Here is a 13,645-nt window from a genome sequence, read left to right as displayed (position 1 = left end):
ATAGTTACCGCACGCAAGCTGCAAGTCTGTCGAACCATGATGCGGGCTTGGGCGGTTGACATGGTTGCCGTGAAGCGGTAATCAGCGAGCTTGCCTCTTCACGCTGTTGCTACCTCCAACAATCACTATGGAGCTTCAGATGTCCGCACCATCCAATCATGCCGGTTCTGGCAGCTTGTCCTTTGACGCTTTGGTGAGCTTGCTGGAGCAGATTTTCCTGCGCCATGGCACCTCGAACGACGTCGCTCGCACCTTGGCCGAGAACTGCGCCGGCGCCGAGCGTGATGGTGCTCACAGCCATGGGGTGTTTCGCATGCCCGGGTATGTTTCGACGTTGAACAGCGGCTGGGTCAACGGCCAGGCCGTGCCGATCGTCGAGGATGTTGCGTCCGGGTTCGTCCGGGTCGATGCCTGCAACGGCTTTGCCCAGCCCGCCCTGGCCGCCGCCCGCCCATTGCTGGTGGAAAAGGCTCGCAGCGCCGGTATTGCGGTGCTGGCGATACGCAACTCTCACCACTTCGCCGCGCTGTGGCCGGATGTCGAGCCGTTCGCCTATGAAGGCCTGGTGGCCTTGAGCGTGGTCAACAGCATGACCTGTGTGGTGCCCCATGGTGCGGATCGGCCATTGTTCGGTACCAATCCCATTGCTTTCGCCGCCCCACGCAACGGCGGCGAGCCGATCGTTTTTGACCTCGCTACCAGCGCCATCGCCCATGGCGACGTGCAGATTGCCGCGCGCAAAGGTGAGCGATTGCCTCCCGGCATGGGAGTGGACAGCCTCGGTCAGCCGACCTGTGATCCGAAGGCGATTCTGGAGGGCGGCGCGCTACTGCCGTTTGGCGGTCACAAGGGGTCGGCCTTGTCGATGATGGTGGAACTGCTGGCGGCCGCGCTGACGGGGGGCAACTTTTCGTTCGAGTTCGACTGGCACAACCATCCGGGAGCCAAGACTCCCTGGACCGGACAGTTGTTGATCGTGATCGATCCGAGCAAGGCCGCCGGCCAGGATTTCGCTTCACGCAGCGAAGAATTGGTCAGGCAGATGCACGGTGTCGGATTGCGTCGGTTGCCAGGGGATCGCCGACACCGTGAGCGCAGCAAGTCCAGCGAACAAGGGATTGTGCTGGACGAGCAGACGCTGGGCCAACTGCGCGAGTTGGCGGGGCTATAGGCTTTTTTACCTGGGGCTTAACGGCGTCCTAGCAACAAGCCCACCACGAGCCCGAAACCCGCGGAAATCGCTACTGTCTGCCAGGGATGGCCGCCGATGTAAGCCTGCGTGGCGTCGACCATCGGGCGCGTGCGCTCCCGAGCGCTGGCGACCGAATCCAGGGCTTGGCGCAGTTTCTGTGAAATCTGCTCGCGCAGGTTCTCCGCGTCTTCGCCAACCAGGGCGGCACCGCTCTTGAGCAGCTTCTCCGACTCTTCGATCAACGCTTTCAGTTCGCTGAAGGCTTGATCCTTGATTTGCTCTCCGTTCGCTTGCGCGGCGCTTGTGCGAGCCATTGAAGTACTCCTTGAGGTTGATGGCAGTGAACAATGGAGTGTTGCGCTTGGGCAAAAGTTGCAGCAGTTGGCGTGGCCCGGGGGCGCTGGCAAAAATCATGGTTAAGACGTTTCTATGCAAGGTGTAAGATGGCGCCTATTTACGCAACAGGAAATTCCCCATGAGTTTCAATCTGGCTGACAAGCCCCTGGCCGAGCGCGCGGCGCTGGAAGATGAAAAATCCCGACTTTTCGAGCTGTGGCAAAACAACCTGGGCAAGGCCAAGGGTGACGCTGCGCGGTTGTTTGGCGAACGCTCCAAGCGCAAGGGCAAATGGGCCGAGTGGGTGCGCGCCGAGCTGGACGGCATGTCGCCTCCGGAGTACGCCAACATGGTGCGCAGCGAGGTCAATCGGCTGATGGCCGCGAACAAATAAACCTCAACTGAACGTTTTAATGATCGCCTCGCGCACTTTGTCCGCGGCAGGGTCCCGCTGCGCATGGGTCCGCCACCCTAGCTCGATCGGGTAGCGCGGCAACGCCAGCGGGCAGGGCAACAACGACAGGCTGCTGAGCGCCGCGATGGCCTTGGCGGCATGGTCTGGAATGGTCGCCACGGCCTGGCTGCCCTTGAGCAGGAAGGGCAGCGCGGCGAAGTGAGTGGTCGAGGCGCTCACCCGCCGGCGCAGACCGAGTGCGGCCAGTCCTTCATCAGTGATGCCGATGAAACCGCCCGATGAAACCAACAGATGCTCCCGCGTCACGAACGCTTCCATACCCAGGCCCTGCTGGCCCTCCGTCAGGCTGGCAGGGTCGACCAGGCAGGCGTAGCCGCCTTCGCCGAGAACCTGGCGACTCAATAGCCGTTCGGTAAATCCCCCCGCTGTGATCGCCAGGTCCAGGCTGCGCTCCATCAAGGCGCGACCGACGATCTGGCTGTGGGTCTGGCGAAAGATCAAGCGCAGCCCCGGCGCTCGTCGCGCAACTTCCTCGATCAATCGCCGGCCATAGGCAATTTCAAAATCATCCGACAGCCCGACGATGACTGAACGGCCCTCGTAGTGGCTGGCGCCCGGATCGATCATCGCCAGGCTCTGGCGGCATTTGTCCAACGCTTCGCTGATCACCGGTTTCAGTTGGTTGGCCCGCAATGTCGGCGCCAGGCCGCGGCCGGTGCGCACGAACAATTGATCGTCGTACACGCCTCGCAGCCTGCGCAGCGCGGCGCTGATGGCCGATTGAGTGACGCCCAGGCGCAGTGCGGCGCGGCTTGCACTGGATTCGTCGTGCAGGGCTTCGAAGGTCTTCAGCAGGTTCAGGTCTACATCAGCGATATTCATTTGCTTCATATCTTTTAGCAGCGGACAGGGCTTTATTCATGATCCGTCGGCGCCTGAGAATCAGCAACACTTGAAATCACGGAGTTGAAGACCATGCCCAAATCCATTGTGGCTGCCCTGCAGATCGGCTCGCTGCCAGGCGGCAAAGGCGAAACCCTCACGCAGATTCTTTCCTACGAAGATGCCATTCGTGATGCCGGTGCACGCCTGGTGGTCATGCCCGAGGCGCTGCTGGGCGGTTACCCCAAGGGCGAGACTTTTGGCACCCAGCTCGGCTATCGGCTACCGGAAGGGCGCGAAGCGTTCGCCCGCTACTTCGCCAACGCCATCGACGTGCCCGGTGCGGAAACCGAGGCGCTGGCGGGTCTTTCGGCGCGAACCGGGGCAAGCCTGGTGCTGGGCGTCATCGAGCGCGCCGGCAATACGCTGTACTGCACCGCGCTGTACTTCGAACCGGACGCCGGCCTGGTCGCCAGGCATCGCAAACTGATGCCCACCGGCACTGAGCGGCTGATCTGGGGCAAGGGCGACGGTTCGACGTTACCGGTGATCGACAGCCAGGTCGGGCGCATGGGCGCGGCGGTGTGCTGGGAAAACATGATGCCGCTGCTGCGCACCGCGATGTATGCCAAGGGTATAGACGTCTGGTGCGCGCCGACGGTGGATGAGCGGGAGATGTGGCAGGTGAGCATGCGGCATATCGCTCATGAAGGGCGTTGCTTTGTGGTCAGTGCCTGCCAGGTCCAGGCCTCGCCGGCAGAGCTGGGTATCGAGGTGGCGAACTGGCCGGCGGAGCGGCCCTTGATCGCTGGCGGCAGCGTGATTGTCGGGCCCATGGGCGACGTGCTGGCCGGGCCGTTGAGGGGCTCCGTCGGATTGCTGACTGCTGAAATCGATACCGATGAGCTGGTGCGGGCGCGTTACGACTATGACGTGGTCGGGCACTACGCCCGGCCCGATGTATTCGAGCTGGTGGTGGATGAGCGAGCCAAGCCGGGCGTGCGCTTTATTGCATGATTCACCAGGTGGCCGCGGAATTTGGTAGATCAAGGGTTCCGTGATCGACGAAGCGCAGGGTGCCGAACAAGCCGCCGGCGAGTTTGCCCTTGAGCACATAGGGCAGGTTGTCCAGGCTCTGGGTCTGGCTCAGGCCGAGGGTCTGGCGGATCACTGAAAACGCCGAGATGCTCACCGGTATGCTCAGGATTGCTTCGGAAAAGCGTGGTATCGAGCCGCTCTGGTCACTGACGCCGGTCGCCAATGTGCGGCCGTTGACTTCCAGATCCAATGCCGCACCGCTGTAGTCGATGGCAGTTTCGTTGGGATTCTGCAAGCGCAGTTTCACCGCGAAGCGCATCTCCAGACCCTCGCTGGGCAGTGGCTCGATACCGACCACGTTGATATTCAGCGGGTCGCGGTGCGGGAAGAGGGCGCAGGCGCTCAGGCTGAGCAGTAAGAGGATGAGGGGCAAGCCGAGGATTCTGCGCATGGACGTTCTCGCATGTGGATTATTGGTTACAACCCTATCACCTGGCGACGCATGAGTCCGTGGCGAGGGAGCTTGCTCCCGCTGGGCTGCGCAGCGGCCCCGGTTTTTTGCGGCTGCTGCGCAACCGAGCGGGAGCAAGCTCCCTCGTCACAGGGATTGATGTCACGGCGGTACGGCTGCTGACAGTTTCTGACACCAGCCTCTGCTAATCTGCTTCATCTTTTCCCTGGATCCGCCATCGTGTCGCGAACCACTCGGCTGCTGACTTTGTTGCAAGTCTTGCGGGGCAAGCGCTGCCCGGTTACCGCCGCGACGCTGGCGTCCGAGCTGAAGGTGTCCGAGCGCACGCTTTATCGCGATATAGCCGAACTGACTGCCCTGGGCGCGCCGATCCAGGGCGAGGCGGGCATAGGTTATGTGCTGCGCAGCGGCCTGTTTCTCCCGCCGCTGATGTTCACCGCCGATGAAATCGAAGCCATAGTGCTGGGCTTGCGCTACGTCGACCAGCGTGGCGATGAGGTACTGGGCAAGGCCGCCGCCGACGCTTTGGCAAAGGTCGAGGCGGTGTTGGCCCCTGGTTTGCGCGATGCCTTGCACAACCCCACGGTATTGCCCGGCCCACCGGGTTACGGTTATCCGCAGAACGCCGTCGAGCTGAATGTCTACCGCCAGGCCATTCGCACTCAAGCCAAGTTGCATATCGATTACGCCGACGTCAACAAGACCCCCACCCAGCGGTTGATCTGGCCGCTGGCCCTGGGCTTTTTCAATGAGGCGCGGGTGGTCGTGGCCTGGTGCGAGCTACGCGGTGCCTATCGGACGTTTCGTACCGACCGGATTGCCTCAGCCAGCGTCCAGGGCGAGCGCTACCCCGGCAGGCGCAGCGACTTGCTGCGAGCCTGGTTGGCGCTGATGAATCTCGATGAGGCGGGGCGTTTTACTCCTGACAAAAACTGACACCGCGCTGTTCTAGGATGGCTCCGGATCGATACAACAAGGAGCCCCTGACATGTCCAATCCCGTCTCTTCCCTGGCCCCGGCCATTGCCGGCTACATCGCTGCCGCGAATGCGCGCGACAGCTCGGCGGTGACGCGTTTCTTCGCCGAGGATGCCAATGTGTTCGATGAAGGCAACCACCGGGTCGGCACCCAGGCCATCGCCCAATGGATGGAAGATACCGCGCGCCGTTACCAACCGCGGGTGGAAGTCCTCAACGTGCAGCAACGCACCGGAAAGGTGCTGGTCCATAACCTGATCTCCGGAACCTTTCCCGGCAGTCCACTGGAGTTGCGCTATACCTTCCGGCTCGATGAGCAGGGGAAGATCAGTCGGCTGGATATTTCCGCCTGACTTTTGTGGCGAGGGAGCTTGCTCCCGCTGGGTTGCGCAGCGACCGCAAAGCTTGGGGCTGCTACGCAACCCAGCGGGAGCAAGCTCCCTCGCCACGGGATTTGTGGTGAATCATGAAATACTTCTCGGATCCTGCTGCATGGCATACTCCAGACCTTCGCCTTCCGGACCCGGGTCGCATGACTTTCACTTCCCCCTTGAGCGCCTGGCAGCATGCCATCGAACACCACGGCTTCGTCCAGGACGAAGCCCAGGAGCTGGCAATCATGGCATTGGAGCAGTGCCACCAGGCATTGCACGAAGGCCGCAAAACAATCAAGGGCGTTTACTTGTGGGGGCCGGTCGGGCGGGGCAAGACGTGGCTCATGGATCGCTTTTATGAAAGCCTCGAGGTTCCGGCCCGTCGCCAGCATTTTCATCATTTCATGGCCTGGGTGCATCAGCGCTCGTTCCAGCTCACCGGCACGCCAGATCCGTTGCAGGCCCTGGCTCGGGAGCTGAGCCGAGAGGTGCGGGTGTTGTGCTTCGACGAGTTGTTCGTGACCGACATCGGCGATGCGATCATCCTCGGCCGCCTGTTCCAGGTGATGTTCGAGCTGGGCATGGTGGTGGTCAGCACGTCCAACCTGCCGCCGGATGAGCTGTACGCCAGCGGTCACAACCGTGAGCGCTTCCTGCCGACCATAACGGCCATCAAGCAGTACATGCAGGTCGTGCCGGTGAATGGCTGGCAGGATCATCGCCAGCACCCGGGTGCCTTGCAGCAGCGTTATTGGCTGCGTGACCCGGCCCAGCCTGATCCGTTGGCGGAGGTTTTCGCCCAGTTGAGCGCCGGACAGAAAACCTGCAACCAGGCGCTCGAGGTCGGCCATCGCCAGATCGTTCCGGTCCAGGCCAGCGATACAGTGCTTTGGAGCCGTTACCCCGATCTTTGCGAGCAACCGTTCTCGGCGCTGGATTTCATGGCGCTGTGCGATCGTTTCAAGGCCATTCTTCTCAGTGACGTACCCTGCCTGAGCGCCGAACAACGCGAAGGGCGTATTGCCCGAGGCACCGAAGACGGGGTCGAGCGGGTCGAGGCCGCTGATCGCGAGCTGCCGCAGCTGTCGATTCATGACGACGGCGTACGGCGTTTCATTGCTTTGGTCGACGAATGTTATGACCGAAAAGTGCCGTTGTACCTGTCGGCCCAAGTGCCGATGGACCAGTTGTACACGCAGGGCTATCTGCAATTCCCGTTTCGCCGTACTCTCAGTCGCCTTCAGGAAATGCAACTGCAACGTTTTGGTCAGCCCGTCTGACCCGACCCTGCCGACGCCAAGCCGTCGGCCTTATCGAAACGAGATGGAAGATCATGGAAGAAGCCAAGGATATCCTTGTACTGCAAGCCAGCTACACCAACCCGGTCCACGCTGAAGCGATCTGCCATGTGCTCAACGGGTATGCCGAGGACCCGATGGGCGGTGGGCACTCGTTGCCGGCCGAGGTGCTGGCCCATCTGCCTGAAGAGCTGGCCAAGCGTTCCCACGCTTTCAGTGTGCTGGCATTCGTCAATGGCGAACCGGCGGGGTTGGTCAACTGTTTCGAGGGGTTTTCGACCTTCGCTTGCCGGCCTCTGGTGAATGTCCACGATGTAGCCGTGATGCCGGCGTTTCGTGGGCTTGGCCTGAGCCAGAAGATGCTGCAGAAAGTCGAAGACATCGCCCGCCAGCGCGGGTGCTGCAAGATCACCCTGGAAGTGCTGGAAGGCAACGCCGTGGCCCAGGCCAGTTATGCCAAGTTCGGCTTTGCCGCCGGCATGTTCGACCCGGCCCACGGGCGCATGCTGTTCTGGATCAAGCCCCTCTAGGGGCGTCATGAGGTTCACTTAAGAACCCGTGGCGAGGGAGCTTGCTCCCGCTCGGCTGCGAAGCAGTCGTAAACCGGCGGGTGCGGTGTGTCTGATGCTCTGCATTTGGCTGGTTTTGGGGCCGCTTTGCGGCCCAGCGGGAGCAAGCTCCCTCGCCACGGGATTGCGTCAAGTGAACCGCATTACTCCAGATGCGGGCTGTGGCTTTTCGACTACTTTTGTACGACCTGGCCCGCGGGGCCCTTGGGCTGCATCAGGCTGAAATCGATCAGCCCCTTGCGCTGGTCCTGGTAGGGGTTGCCGATCAACAGCGGCCGCGACTTGAAGTCATCGCTGACCAGGCTCTTGCTGCGATCGAGCTCATCAAAGCTCAAGCCCGCCATGTCCGCCCAGGTGTGAATCAGGTGCGAGCTGCTGTAGGGCCGCGACAGGTCGCCGGCGAAGTTCCAGTCATGGGTTTCGCGCCACTTCGGCGAGGCCCACGCCATGAACGGGATGGTGTACATCGGCGCTGTCGGCTTGGCCTCGTTGCGGCCCAGGGTGCCATGGCCCGGTGAATCGAAGACGTCTTCGCCGTGGTCCGACAGATACAGCAGGAAGCCGTTGGGGTCGCTCTTGGCGTAGTCCTTGATCAGGCTGGACACCACGAAGTCGTTGTACAGCACCGCGTTGTCGTAACTGTTGTAGGTCGGCACCTGATCGTCACGCACCCCGGCAGGCACGCCCTGGCGGTCGGTGAATTTGTTGAAGGTCGGTGGATACCGGTACTGATAACTCATGTGGGTGCCGAGCAGGTGCACCACGATCAGCTTGCGCGGCGCGGTGTCGGCCAGGGCTTTGTTGAAGGGCTCGATCACGTCGCCGTCGTATTGTGCGGCGTTCTGGTTGCGGTTGTTGTTCAGGTAGACCTGCTCATCGGCCTGTTGCGAAAACGTCGTGAGCATGGTGTTGCGCTTGGTCATGGTCTGCTGGTTGGTGATCCAGAACGTCTTGTAGCCAGCCTGTTTCATCATGCTTACCAGCGATGGTGTGCTGAGATAAAGGTCCGGATTCTCCTCGTCGGCGAAAGTCAGTACCTGCTGCAGCGCCTCGATGGTATAGGGGCGCGGGGTAATGACATTGTCAAAGACCGAGAGCTGATCCTTGAGCTTGTCCAGTTCCGGGGTGGTTTCTCTCGGATAGCCGTACAGGCTCATGCGCTGGCGGTTGGTCGATTCGCCGATGACCAGCACCAGGGTGGCCGGCTCGTTGGCCATGGTGTCCTGAAGGTTGCGCAGGGGCGCAATCTTGCTGGTGCTGTGGAGCATGCCCTGCATGTTTTCCAGCTGTTCGGTGTAGCGGCGGTACGCTACCAGCATCTGCCAGGGCACCGCCGGCTCGACGCGGCTCTCGAACTTCTCGAAGCCCTTGGCCAGGGTGCCGGTGCGCAGGGTCTGCTTGGTCAGCGGGTAGCCGACCACGGCCACCATGATGACCAGCGCTGCCGCCCAGGCCTGGCTGCGTGGCAGGTAGACCGGGCGAAGGCGCGTCCAGAGGAAGTAACCGACCAGGGTATGCGCCAGGAACGCCGGCACCATCCACCAGGCAAAATACTGGGTCATGTATTCGCCAGCTTCGGACACGTTCGACTCGAACATGATGAAGATGACGCTTTGGGAAAATTCCTGCTGGTAAATGAAGAAATAGCCCAGGCTGGCCATGGAGCAAGCCCAGAGCACGATCCCGATGATCGCGGCAAGCAGGCGGGTGCGGGCAGGGAAGAGCAGCAGCGGTGCCAACCACAACGCACTCATCACGAAGGCCTGGCGAAACCCGGCGAACCCGGCAGTGCCGCTCGACAGGATCAGCAGTTGGGTGATGCCGGAAAAATACCAGAAGAACAGAAACAGCCAACCGAACCCGGCCCAATCGAAACCTTTCGCAGTCGTTTTGCTGCGTTTGAACACACTCATCAAGCGCTCCAGCGTTCACCGACGAGACTGCCGGCACCGGACTGGTGCGCACGGGCCGTCGCCGTAACTATTTGTGATTGCGGGATTATTACGGACCAGGTGTGAAAACTTCGTGAGTTTTTCGCGATCCATGCATCCGGAACTGCTGGAGGGCTGGTGGCGAGGGAGCTTGCTCCCGTTCGGTTGCGCAGCGACCGCCAATTTTTAGGGGGCTCTGCGCACCCCAGGGGGGGCAAGCTCCCTCGCCACAGGGTCTGCGGTGTCCTTACGTCGTGACACCGGTTTGCCCGGCGTCACCAAAGTGTCTTGCCCGGAGGACAGGATCAGCGAGCCAAAGCCTGGCCCTGGTGTGAGAGCTGTGCGTGTTGCAACTGCATGCGCAACTGCGTCACTTCATCAAGCAGCAGATCACGCTCTTCCTTCAGCAGGCGTAATTCGTCGCGACGAATGGTCACATAAAGGGTTTGTGGAGGACGTGCGGTAACGACAGGGCCCATTGCTCACCTCGCAAATGGCTACATCAACTAGAGAGATGTCGTCAGTTTCTTGGCGACAATTCTTTATCGGCACCAATTCTGAATACTTTTGCCCGTTGATGGAACTTTTTTATTTTTCATGGTCCGCGTGTCTTCGGCCGGTTTTTGAACGTTATCCTTTGTGATCGGGCGATTTACCCGGAAACTATGCGGCAATGCTCTGGACTAACCTCCACAAGTCACCTTGAGCTAAACCTTTGACACACCTTTATTTGTAGTAGGGAGCATCAGCACATGCAACTCGGGATCATTGGACTGGGCCGCATGGGCGGCAATATTGCGCGGCGCCTGATGCTCAATGGGCACACCACCGTCGTCTATGACCGCAATGCCGCTTTTGTCGAAAACCTGAGCCAGGAAGGCGCGACGGGCGTCGCGGACCTGCCGGCGCTGGTCGCAGGCCTGGAGAAGCCTCGGGCTGTCTGGGTCATGCTGCCGGCCGGCGCACCCACCGAAGACACCATCAACGTGCTCAGCGACCTGCTCGAGCCAGGGGACGTCATCATTGATGGCGGCAACACGTACTACAAGGACGACATCCGGCGCGCCCAGGCGCTGTCGGAAAAAGGCTTGAACTACATCGACGTCGGTACCTCCGGCGGCGTCTGGGGGCTTGAGCGCGGCTATTGCATGATGATCGGCGGCGACACTGAAGTCGTGCGGCGCCTGGACCCGTTGTTCGAGAGCCTCGCGCCGGGCATCGGCGATATCCCGCGTACCCGTGACCGCAAGTCTGACGACGACCGCGCCGAACGTGGCTACATCCATGCGGGCCCGGCCGGTTCCGGTCATTTCGTCAAGATGATCCACAACGGTATCGAATACGGAATGATGCAGGCCTTCGCCGAGGGCTTCGACATCCTCAAGACCAAATCCAGCGAAAGTCTGCCGCCGGAGCAGCGTTTCGACCTCAACCTGGCCGATATCGCCGAAGTCTGGCGACGTGGCAGCGTGGTTTCGTCCTGGCTGCTGGACCTGACCGCTGATGCGTTGGCCAGCGATCCGAAGCTCGATGGCTTCTCCGGCGAGGTCGCCGACAGCGGGGAAGGCCGTTGGACCATCGAAGCGGCCATCGAGCAAGCGGTGCCGGTGCCGGTGCTGTCCAGTTCGCTGTTCGCCCGTTTCCGTTCCCGCCAGCAAGCCACTTATGGCGACAAGATGCTCTCGGCCATGCGCTTCGGCTTTGGCGGCCATGTGGAGACGCCGAAAAAATGACCTCGATCGGCAGGAAATCCAAGGCAGAACCGGCACCACCGACCACGTTGTTCCTGTTCGGTGCTCATGGAGACCTGGTCAAGCGTTTGCTCATGCCGGCGCTCTACCACCTGAGTCGTGACGGGTTGTTGGGGGATGGCCTGCAGATCATTGGTGTCGACCACAACGCTATCAGCGATGTGGATTTTGCAAAAAAACTCGAGGATTTCATCCGTAACGAAGCGGCGAGCAAGGGCGGCGACCCCGACCAGGCGCTCGATCCGGTGCTTTGGGCCAGCCTGGCCCGGGGCATCAGTTACGTCCAGGGTGATTTTCTCGATGACAGTACCTACGAAGCGCTGGCGGCGAAGATCGCCGCCAGCGGCACCGGCAATGCGGTCTTCTACCTGGCGACCGCGCCACGCTTTTTCAGTGAAGTGGTCCGCCGCCTTGGCGCGGCCGGGCTGCTTCAAGAGCAGGATGACGCCTTCCGGCGCGTGGTGATCGAGAAGCCGTTCGGCTCCGACCTGCAAACCGCCGAGGCGCTCAATGCCTGCCTACTCAAGGTGATGAGTGAAAAGCAGATCTACCGGATCGACCATTACCTGGGCAAGGAAACGGTGCAGAACATTCTCGTCAGCCGTTTCTCCAACAGCCTGTTCGAGGCGTTCTGGAACAATCATTACATCGACCACGTGCAGATTACCGCCGCCGAGACCGTCGGCGTGGAAACCCGCGGCAGCTTTTACGAACATACCGGTGCTCTGCGGGACATGGTGCCCAATCACCTGTTCCAGTTGCTGGCAATGGTTGCCATGGAGCCGCCGGCCGCGTTCGGCGCCGACGCGGTGCGAGGCGAAAAGGCCAAGGTGGTGGGCGCAATCCGGCCCTGGTCGGTCGAGCAGGCTCGAGCCAATTCGGTGCGCGGCCAGTACACAGCGGGTGAGATCAACGGCAACCCTGTCAGCGGTTACCGCGAGGAAACCAATGTCGCGCCCGACAGCAGCACCGAAACCTACGTTGCGCTCAAGGTCATGATCGATAACTGGCGGTGGGTAGGCGTGCCGTTCTACCTGCGCACCGGCAAGCGCATGAGCGTGCGCGACACGGAAATCGTCATTTGCTTCAAGCCGGCACCGTATGCGCAGTTTCGTGACACCGAGGTCGACGAACTGCAACCTACGTACCTGAGAATCCAGATTCAGCCCAACGAAGGCATGTGGTTCGACCTGCTGGCCAAGCGGCCCGGGCCGGCACTCGACATGGCGAATATCGAGCTGGGCTTTGCCTACAAGGACTTCTTTGAAATGCAGCCATCAACGGGTTACGAAACCCTGATCTACGATTGCCTGACGGGCGACCAGACCTTGTTCCAGCGTGCCGACAACATCGAAAACGGTTGGCGCGCGGTGCAGCCGTTCCTCGATGCCTGGCGGGAAGACGCAACGGTACAGCCGTACCAGGCCGGTGAGGATGGCCCGGCGGCCGCCGACGAATTGCTGACTCGCGATGGTCGCGTCTGGCATGGCCTCGGATGACTGAACAGTTGAAACGTCCCATCCGCTTCCTGCTCAGTGACATGGACGGCACTTTGTTGCTTCCTGACCACAGCCTCAACCAGCGCACTATCGAAGCCGTCCGCTCCTTGCGCGAGGCCGGCGTGCTGTTCAGTCTCGCCACCGGGCGTCCGCCCCGGGCGATGTTGCAGCAGATCGAAGCCCTAGGCGTCGACCTGCCCACGGCGGCGTTCAACGGCGGCACGCTGGTGCACCCGGACGGGACCTTCCTGGCTGTTCACTACTTGCCGCCCGAGGCGGCACTGACTACGTTGGCGCTGTACGCCGATCAGCCCGGCATCGAAGTGTGGGTGTTTGCCGACGGCGACTGGCTGGTGCGCGACGCCAACGGACCGATGGTGCCGGTTGAAACCCGCGGCCTGGGGTATCCGCCGGTGGAAGTGGAGAGTTTCGAGCCTTACCTTGAGCGCATCGACAAGATCGTTGCGACCAGCGCCAACACGGATCTGCTGGTGGAGCTGGAGGCGCGCTTGCATCCGCTGCTCAAGGGCCAGGCCCAGGTGTCGCGTTCGCAACCGATTTACCTGGATGTGACGGCGATGAAGGCGAACAAGGGCGAGGCACTGTCGACCCTGGCGGATTTTCTGGGCGTGCCGCTGGAACAGACCGCCGCCATGGGGGACGGTGGCAACGACCCGGCGATGTTCCATCGCGCGGGGCTGTCGATTGCCATGGGGCAGGCGGAAGAGGCGATCAAGCGTCAGGCGGATGTCGTTACTGCAGCCAACACCGAGGACGGTGCGGCATTGGCGATCGAGCGGTACATGCTGTCGCGCTAGGCTGCCATGCGCTCTCGTGGCGAGGGAGCTTGCTCCCGCTGGACCGCGTAGCGGTCCCACTCTGGCGGTTGCTTCCCGGCCGAGCGGGAACAA

At 61.5% G+C, this 13,645-nt stretch carries 15 protein-coding genes; 10 read left to right on the top strand and 5 right to left on the bottom strand.

Annotated features, from left to right (window positions below):
• Positions 1-139 precede the first annotated feature (139 nt).
• The gene (locus J3P91_RS15665; RefSeq protein ID WP_434600977.1) at positions 140-1,171 is read left to right on the top strand and encodes an Ldh family oxidoreductase; all 1,032 of its coding nucleotides are present in this window, start codon (positions 140-142) and stop codon (positions 1,169-1,171) included.
• A 17-nt stretch (positions 1,172-1,188) separates the two neighbouring features.
• Here J3P91_RS15665 and J3P91_RS15660 read toward each other — a convergent pair whose 3' ends face one another.
• Entirely contained in the window at positions 1,189-1,506 is a 318-nt protein-coding gene (locus tag J3P91_RS15660) for a DUF883 family protein (protein ID WP_434573816.1), read from the bottom strand.
• Between the two features lie 161 nt (positions 1,507-1,667).
• On the opposite strand from J3P91_RS15660, the gene J3P91_RS15655 reads away from it, so the two are divergent.
• Entirely contained in the window at positions 1,668-1,922 is a 255-nt protein-coding gene (locus J3P91_RS15655) for a hypothetical protein (RefSeq protein WP_003181187.1), read from the top strand.
• Positions 1,923-1,925: 3 nt separating this feature from the next.
• Here the strand turns inward: J3P91_RS15655 and J3P91_RS15650 are convergent, their stop codons facing one another.
• Positions 1,926-2,834 carry a LysR substrate-binding domain-containing protein gene (locus J3P91_RS15650; protein WP_434600976.1) on the bottom strand — a complete coding sequence of 303 codons (909 nt, stop codon included), beginning with the start codon at positions 2,832-2,834 and terminating at the stop codon, positions 1,926-1,928.
• 84 nt (positions 2,835-2,918) lie between these two features.
• On the opposite strand from J3P91_RS15650, the gene J3P91_RS15645 reads away from it, so the two are divergent.
• Entirely contained in the window at positions 2,919-3,842 is a 924-nt protein-coding gene (locus J3P91_RS15645; RefSeq protein ID WP_434600975.1) for a carbon-nitrogen hydrolase family protein, read from the top strand.
• A gap of 1 nt (position 3,843) precedes the next feature.
• On the opposite strand, the gene J3P91_RS15640 is transcribed toward J3P91_RS15645, so the two are convergent.
• Complete coding sequence (locus tag J3P91_RS15640) at positions 3,844-4,314, bottom strand: LEA type 2 family protein (protein ID WP_434600974.1); 471 nt, start codon at positions 4,312-4,314, stop codon at positions 3,844-3,846.
• A gap of 240 nt (positions 4,315-4,554) precedes the next feature.
• On the opposite strand from J3P91_RS15640, the gene J3P91_RS15635 reads away from it, so the two are divergent.
• The 4 genes from J3P91_RS15635 to J3P91_RS15620 all read left to right on the top strand — a co-directional run bounded on the left by J3P91_RS15635 (position 4,555) and on the right by J3P91_RS15620 (position 7,514).
• Positions 4,555-5,271 carry a helix-turn-helix transcriptional regulator gene (locus J3P91_RS15635; RefSeq protein WP_434573823.1) on the top strand — a complete coding sequence of 239 codons (717 nt, stop codon included), beginning with the start codon at positions 4,555-4,557 and terminating at the stop codon, positions 5,269-5,271.
• A gap of 52 nt (positions 5,272-5,323) precedes the next feature.
• The gene (locus J3P91_RS15630) at positions 5,324-5,665 is read left to right on the top strand and encodes a nuclear transport factor 2 family protein (protein ID WP_434573825.1); all 342 of its coding nucleotides are present in this window, start codon (positions 5,324-5,326) and stop codon (positions 5,663-5,665) included.
• 179 nt (positions 5,666-5,844) lie between these two features.
• Positions 5,845-6,966 (top strand): cell division protein ZapE, encoded by a 1,122-nt coding sequence (zapE, locus tag J3P91_RS15625; protein WP_434600973.1) that lies wholly within the window; start codon positions 5,845-5,847, stop codon positions 6,964-6,966.
• A 53-nt stretch (positions 6,967-7,019) separates the two neighbouring features.
• Positions 7,020-7,514, top strand: coding sequence for a GNAT family N-acetyltransferase (locus J3P91_RS15620; protein ID WP_434573829.1), 495 nt, complete (start codon positions 7,020-7,022; stop codon positions 7,512-7,514).
• Between the two features lie 212 nt (positions 7,515-7,726).
• Here the strand turns inward: J3P91_RS15620 and J3P91_RS15615 are convergent, their stop codons facing one another.
• Complete coding sequence (locus J3P91_RS15615; RefSeq protein WP_434600972.1) at positions 7,727-9,466, bottom strand: phosphoethanolamine transferase CptA; 1,740 nt, start codon at positions 9,464-9,466, stop codon at positions 7,727-7,729.
• Between the two features lie 323 nt (positions 9,467-9,789).
• Entirely contained in the window at positions 9,790-9,963 is a 174-nt protein-coding gene (locus tag J3P91_RS15610) for a DUF6026 family protein (RefSeq protein WP_305500661.1), read from the bottom strand.
• Positions 9,964-10,236: 273 nt separating this feature from the next.
• On the opposite strand from J3P91_RS15610, the gene gnd reads away from it, so the two are divergent.
• The 3 genes from gnd to J3P91_RS15595 are packed head-to-tail and all read left to right on the top strand — an operon-like array spanning position 10,237 to position 13,552.
• Positions 10,237-11,217: a phosphogluconate dehydrogenase (NAD(+)-dependent, decarboxylating) gene (gene gnd, locus J3P91_RS15605; protein WP_305500662.1), complete on the top strand. Its 981-nt coding sequence runs from the start codon at positions 10,237-10,239 to the stop codon at positions 11,215-11,217.
• On the top strand, positions 11,214-12,734 hold the full coding sequence (zwf, locus tag J3P91_RS15600; protein ID WP_434573833.1) for a glucose-6-phosphate dehydrogenase: 1,521 nt from the start codon (positions 11,214-11,216) through the stop codon (positions 12,732-12,734). Before gnd ends, zwf begins: the two co-directional genes overlap by 4 nt.
• Positions 12,731-13,552, top strand: a complete 822-nt coding sequence (locus J3P91_RS15595; protein WP_434600971.1) for an HAD family hydrolase — start codon at positions 12,731-12,733, stop codon at positions 13,550-13,552. The genes zwf and J3P91_RS15595 overlap by 4 nt, the downstream gene beginning before the upstream one ends.
• Positions 13,553-13,645: the final 93 nt, after the last annotated feature.

The sequence above is a fragment of the Pseudomonas sp. Z4-7 genome (assembly GCF_051131965.1).
Lineage (GTDB): Bacteria > Pseudomonadota > Gammaproteobacteria > Pseudomonadales > Pseudomonadaceae > Aquipseudomonas.
This window is presented reverse-complemented; position numbering and strand designations above follow the sequence as displayed.

Coding starts and splice junctions, on each gene's coding strand:
- J3P91_RS15665 (WP_434600977.1), top strand. CDS start 140: ATGTCCGCACCATCCAATCATGCCGGTTCTGGCAGCTTGTCCTTTGAC.
- J3P91_RS15660 (WP_434573816.1), bottom strand. CDS start 1,506: ATGGCTCGCACAAGCGCCGCGCAAGCGAACGGAGAGCAAATCAAGGAT.
- J3P91_RS15655 (WP_003181187.1), top strand. CDS start 1,668: ATGAGTTTCAATCTGGCTGACAAGCCCCTGGCCGAGCGCGCGGCGCTG.
- J3P91_RS15650 (WP_434600976.1), bottom strand. CDS start 2,834: ATGAAGCAAATGAATATCGCTGATGTAGACCTGAACCTGCTGAAGACC.
- J3P91_RS15645 (WP_434600975.1), top strand. CDS start 2,919: ATGCCCAAATCCATTGTGGCTGCCCTGCAGATCGGCTCGCTGCCAGGC.
- J3P91_RS15640 (WP_434600974.1), bottom strand. CDS start 4,314: ATGCGCAGAATCCTCGGCTTGCCCCTCATCCTCTTACTGCTCAGCCTG.
- J3P91_RS15630 (WP_434573825.1), top strand. CDS start 5,324: ATGTCCAATCCCGTCTCTTCCCTGGCCCCGGCCATTGCCGGCTACATC.
- zapE (WP_434600973.1), top strand. CDS start 5,845: ATGACTTTCACTTCCCCCTTGAGCGCCTGGCAGCATGCCATCGAACAC.
- J3P91_RS15620 (WP_434573829.1), top strand. CDS start 7,020: ATGGAAGAAGCCAAGGATATCCTTGTACTGCAAGCCAGCTACACCAAC.
- J3P91_RS15615 (WP_434600972.1), bottom strand. CDS start 9,466: ATGAGTGTGTTCAAACGCAGCAAAACGACTGCGAAAGGTTTCGATTGG.
- J3P91_RS15610 (WP_305500661.1), bottom strand. CDS start 9,963: ATGGGCCCTGTCGTTACCGCACGTCCTCCACAAACCCTTTATGTGACC.
- gnd (WP_305500662.1), top strand. CDS start 10,237: ATGCAACTCGGGATCATTGGACTGGGCCGCATGGGCGGCAATATTGCG.
- zwf (WP_434573833.1), top strand. CDS start 11,214: ATGACCTCGATCGGCAGGAAATCCAAGGCAGAACCGGCACCACCGACC.
- J3P91_RS15595 (WP_434600971.1), top strand. CDS start 12,731: ATGACTGAACAGTTGAAACGTCCCATCCGCTTCCTGCTCAGTGACATG.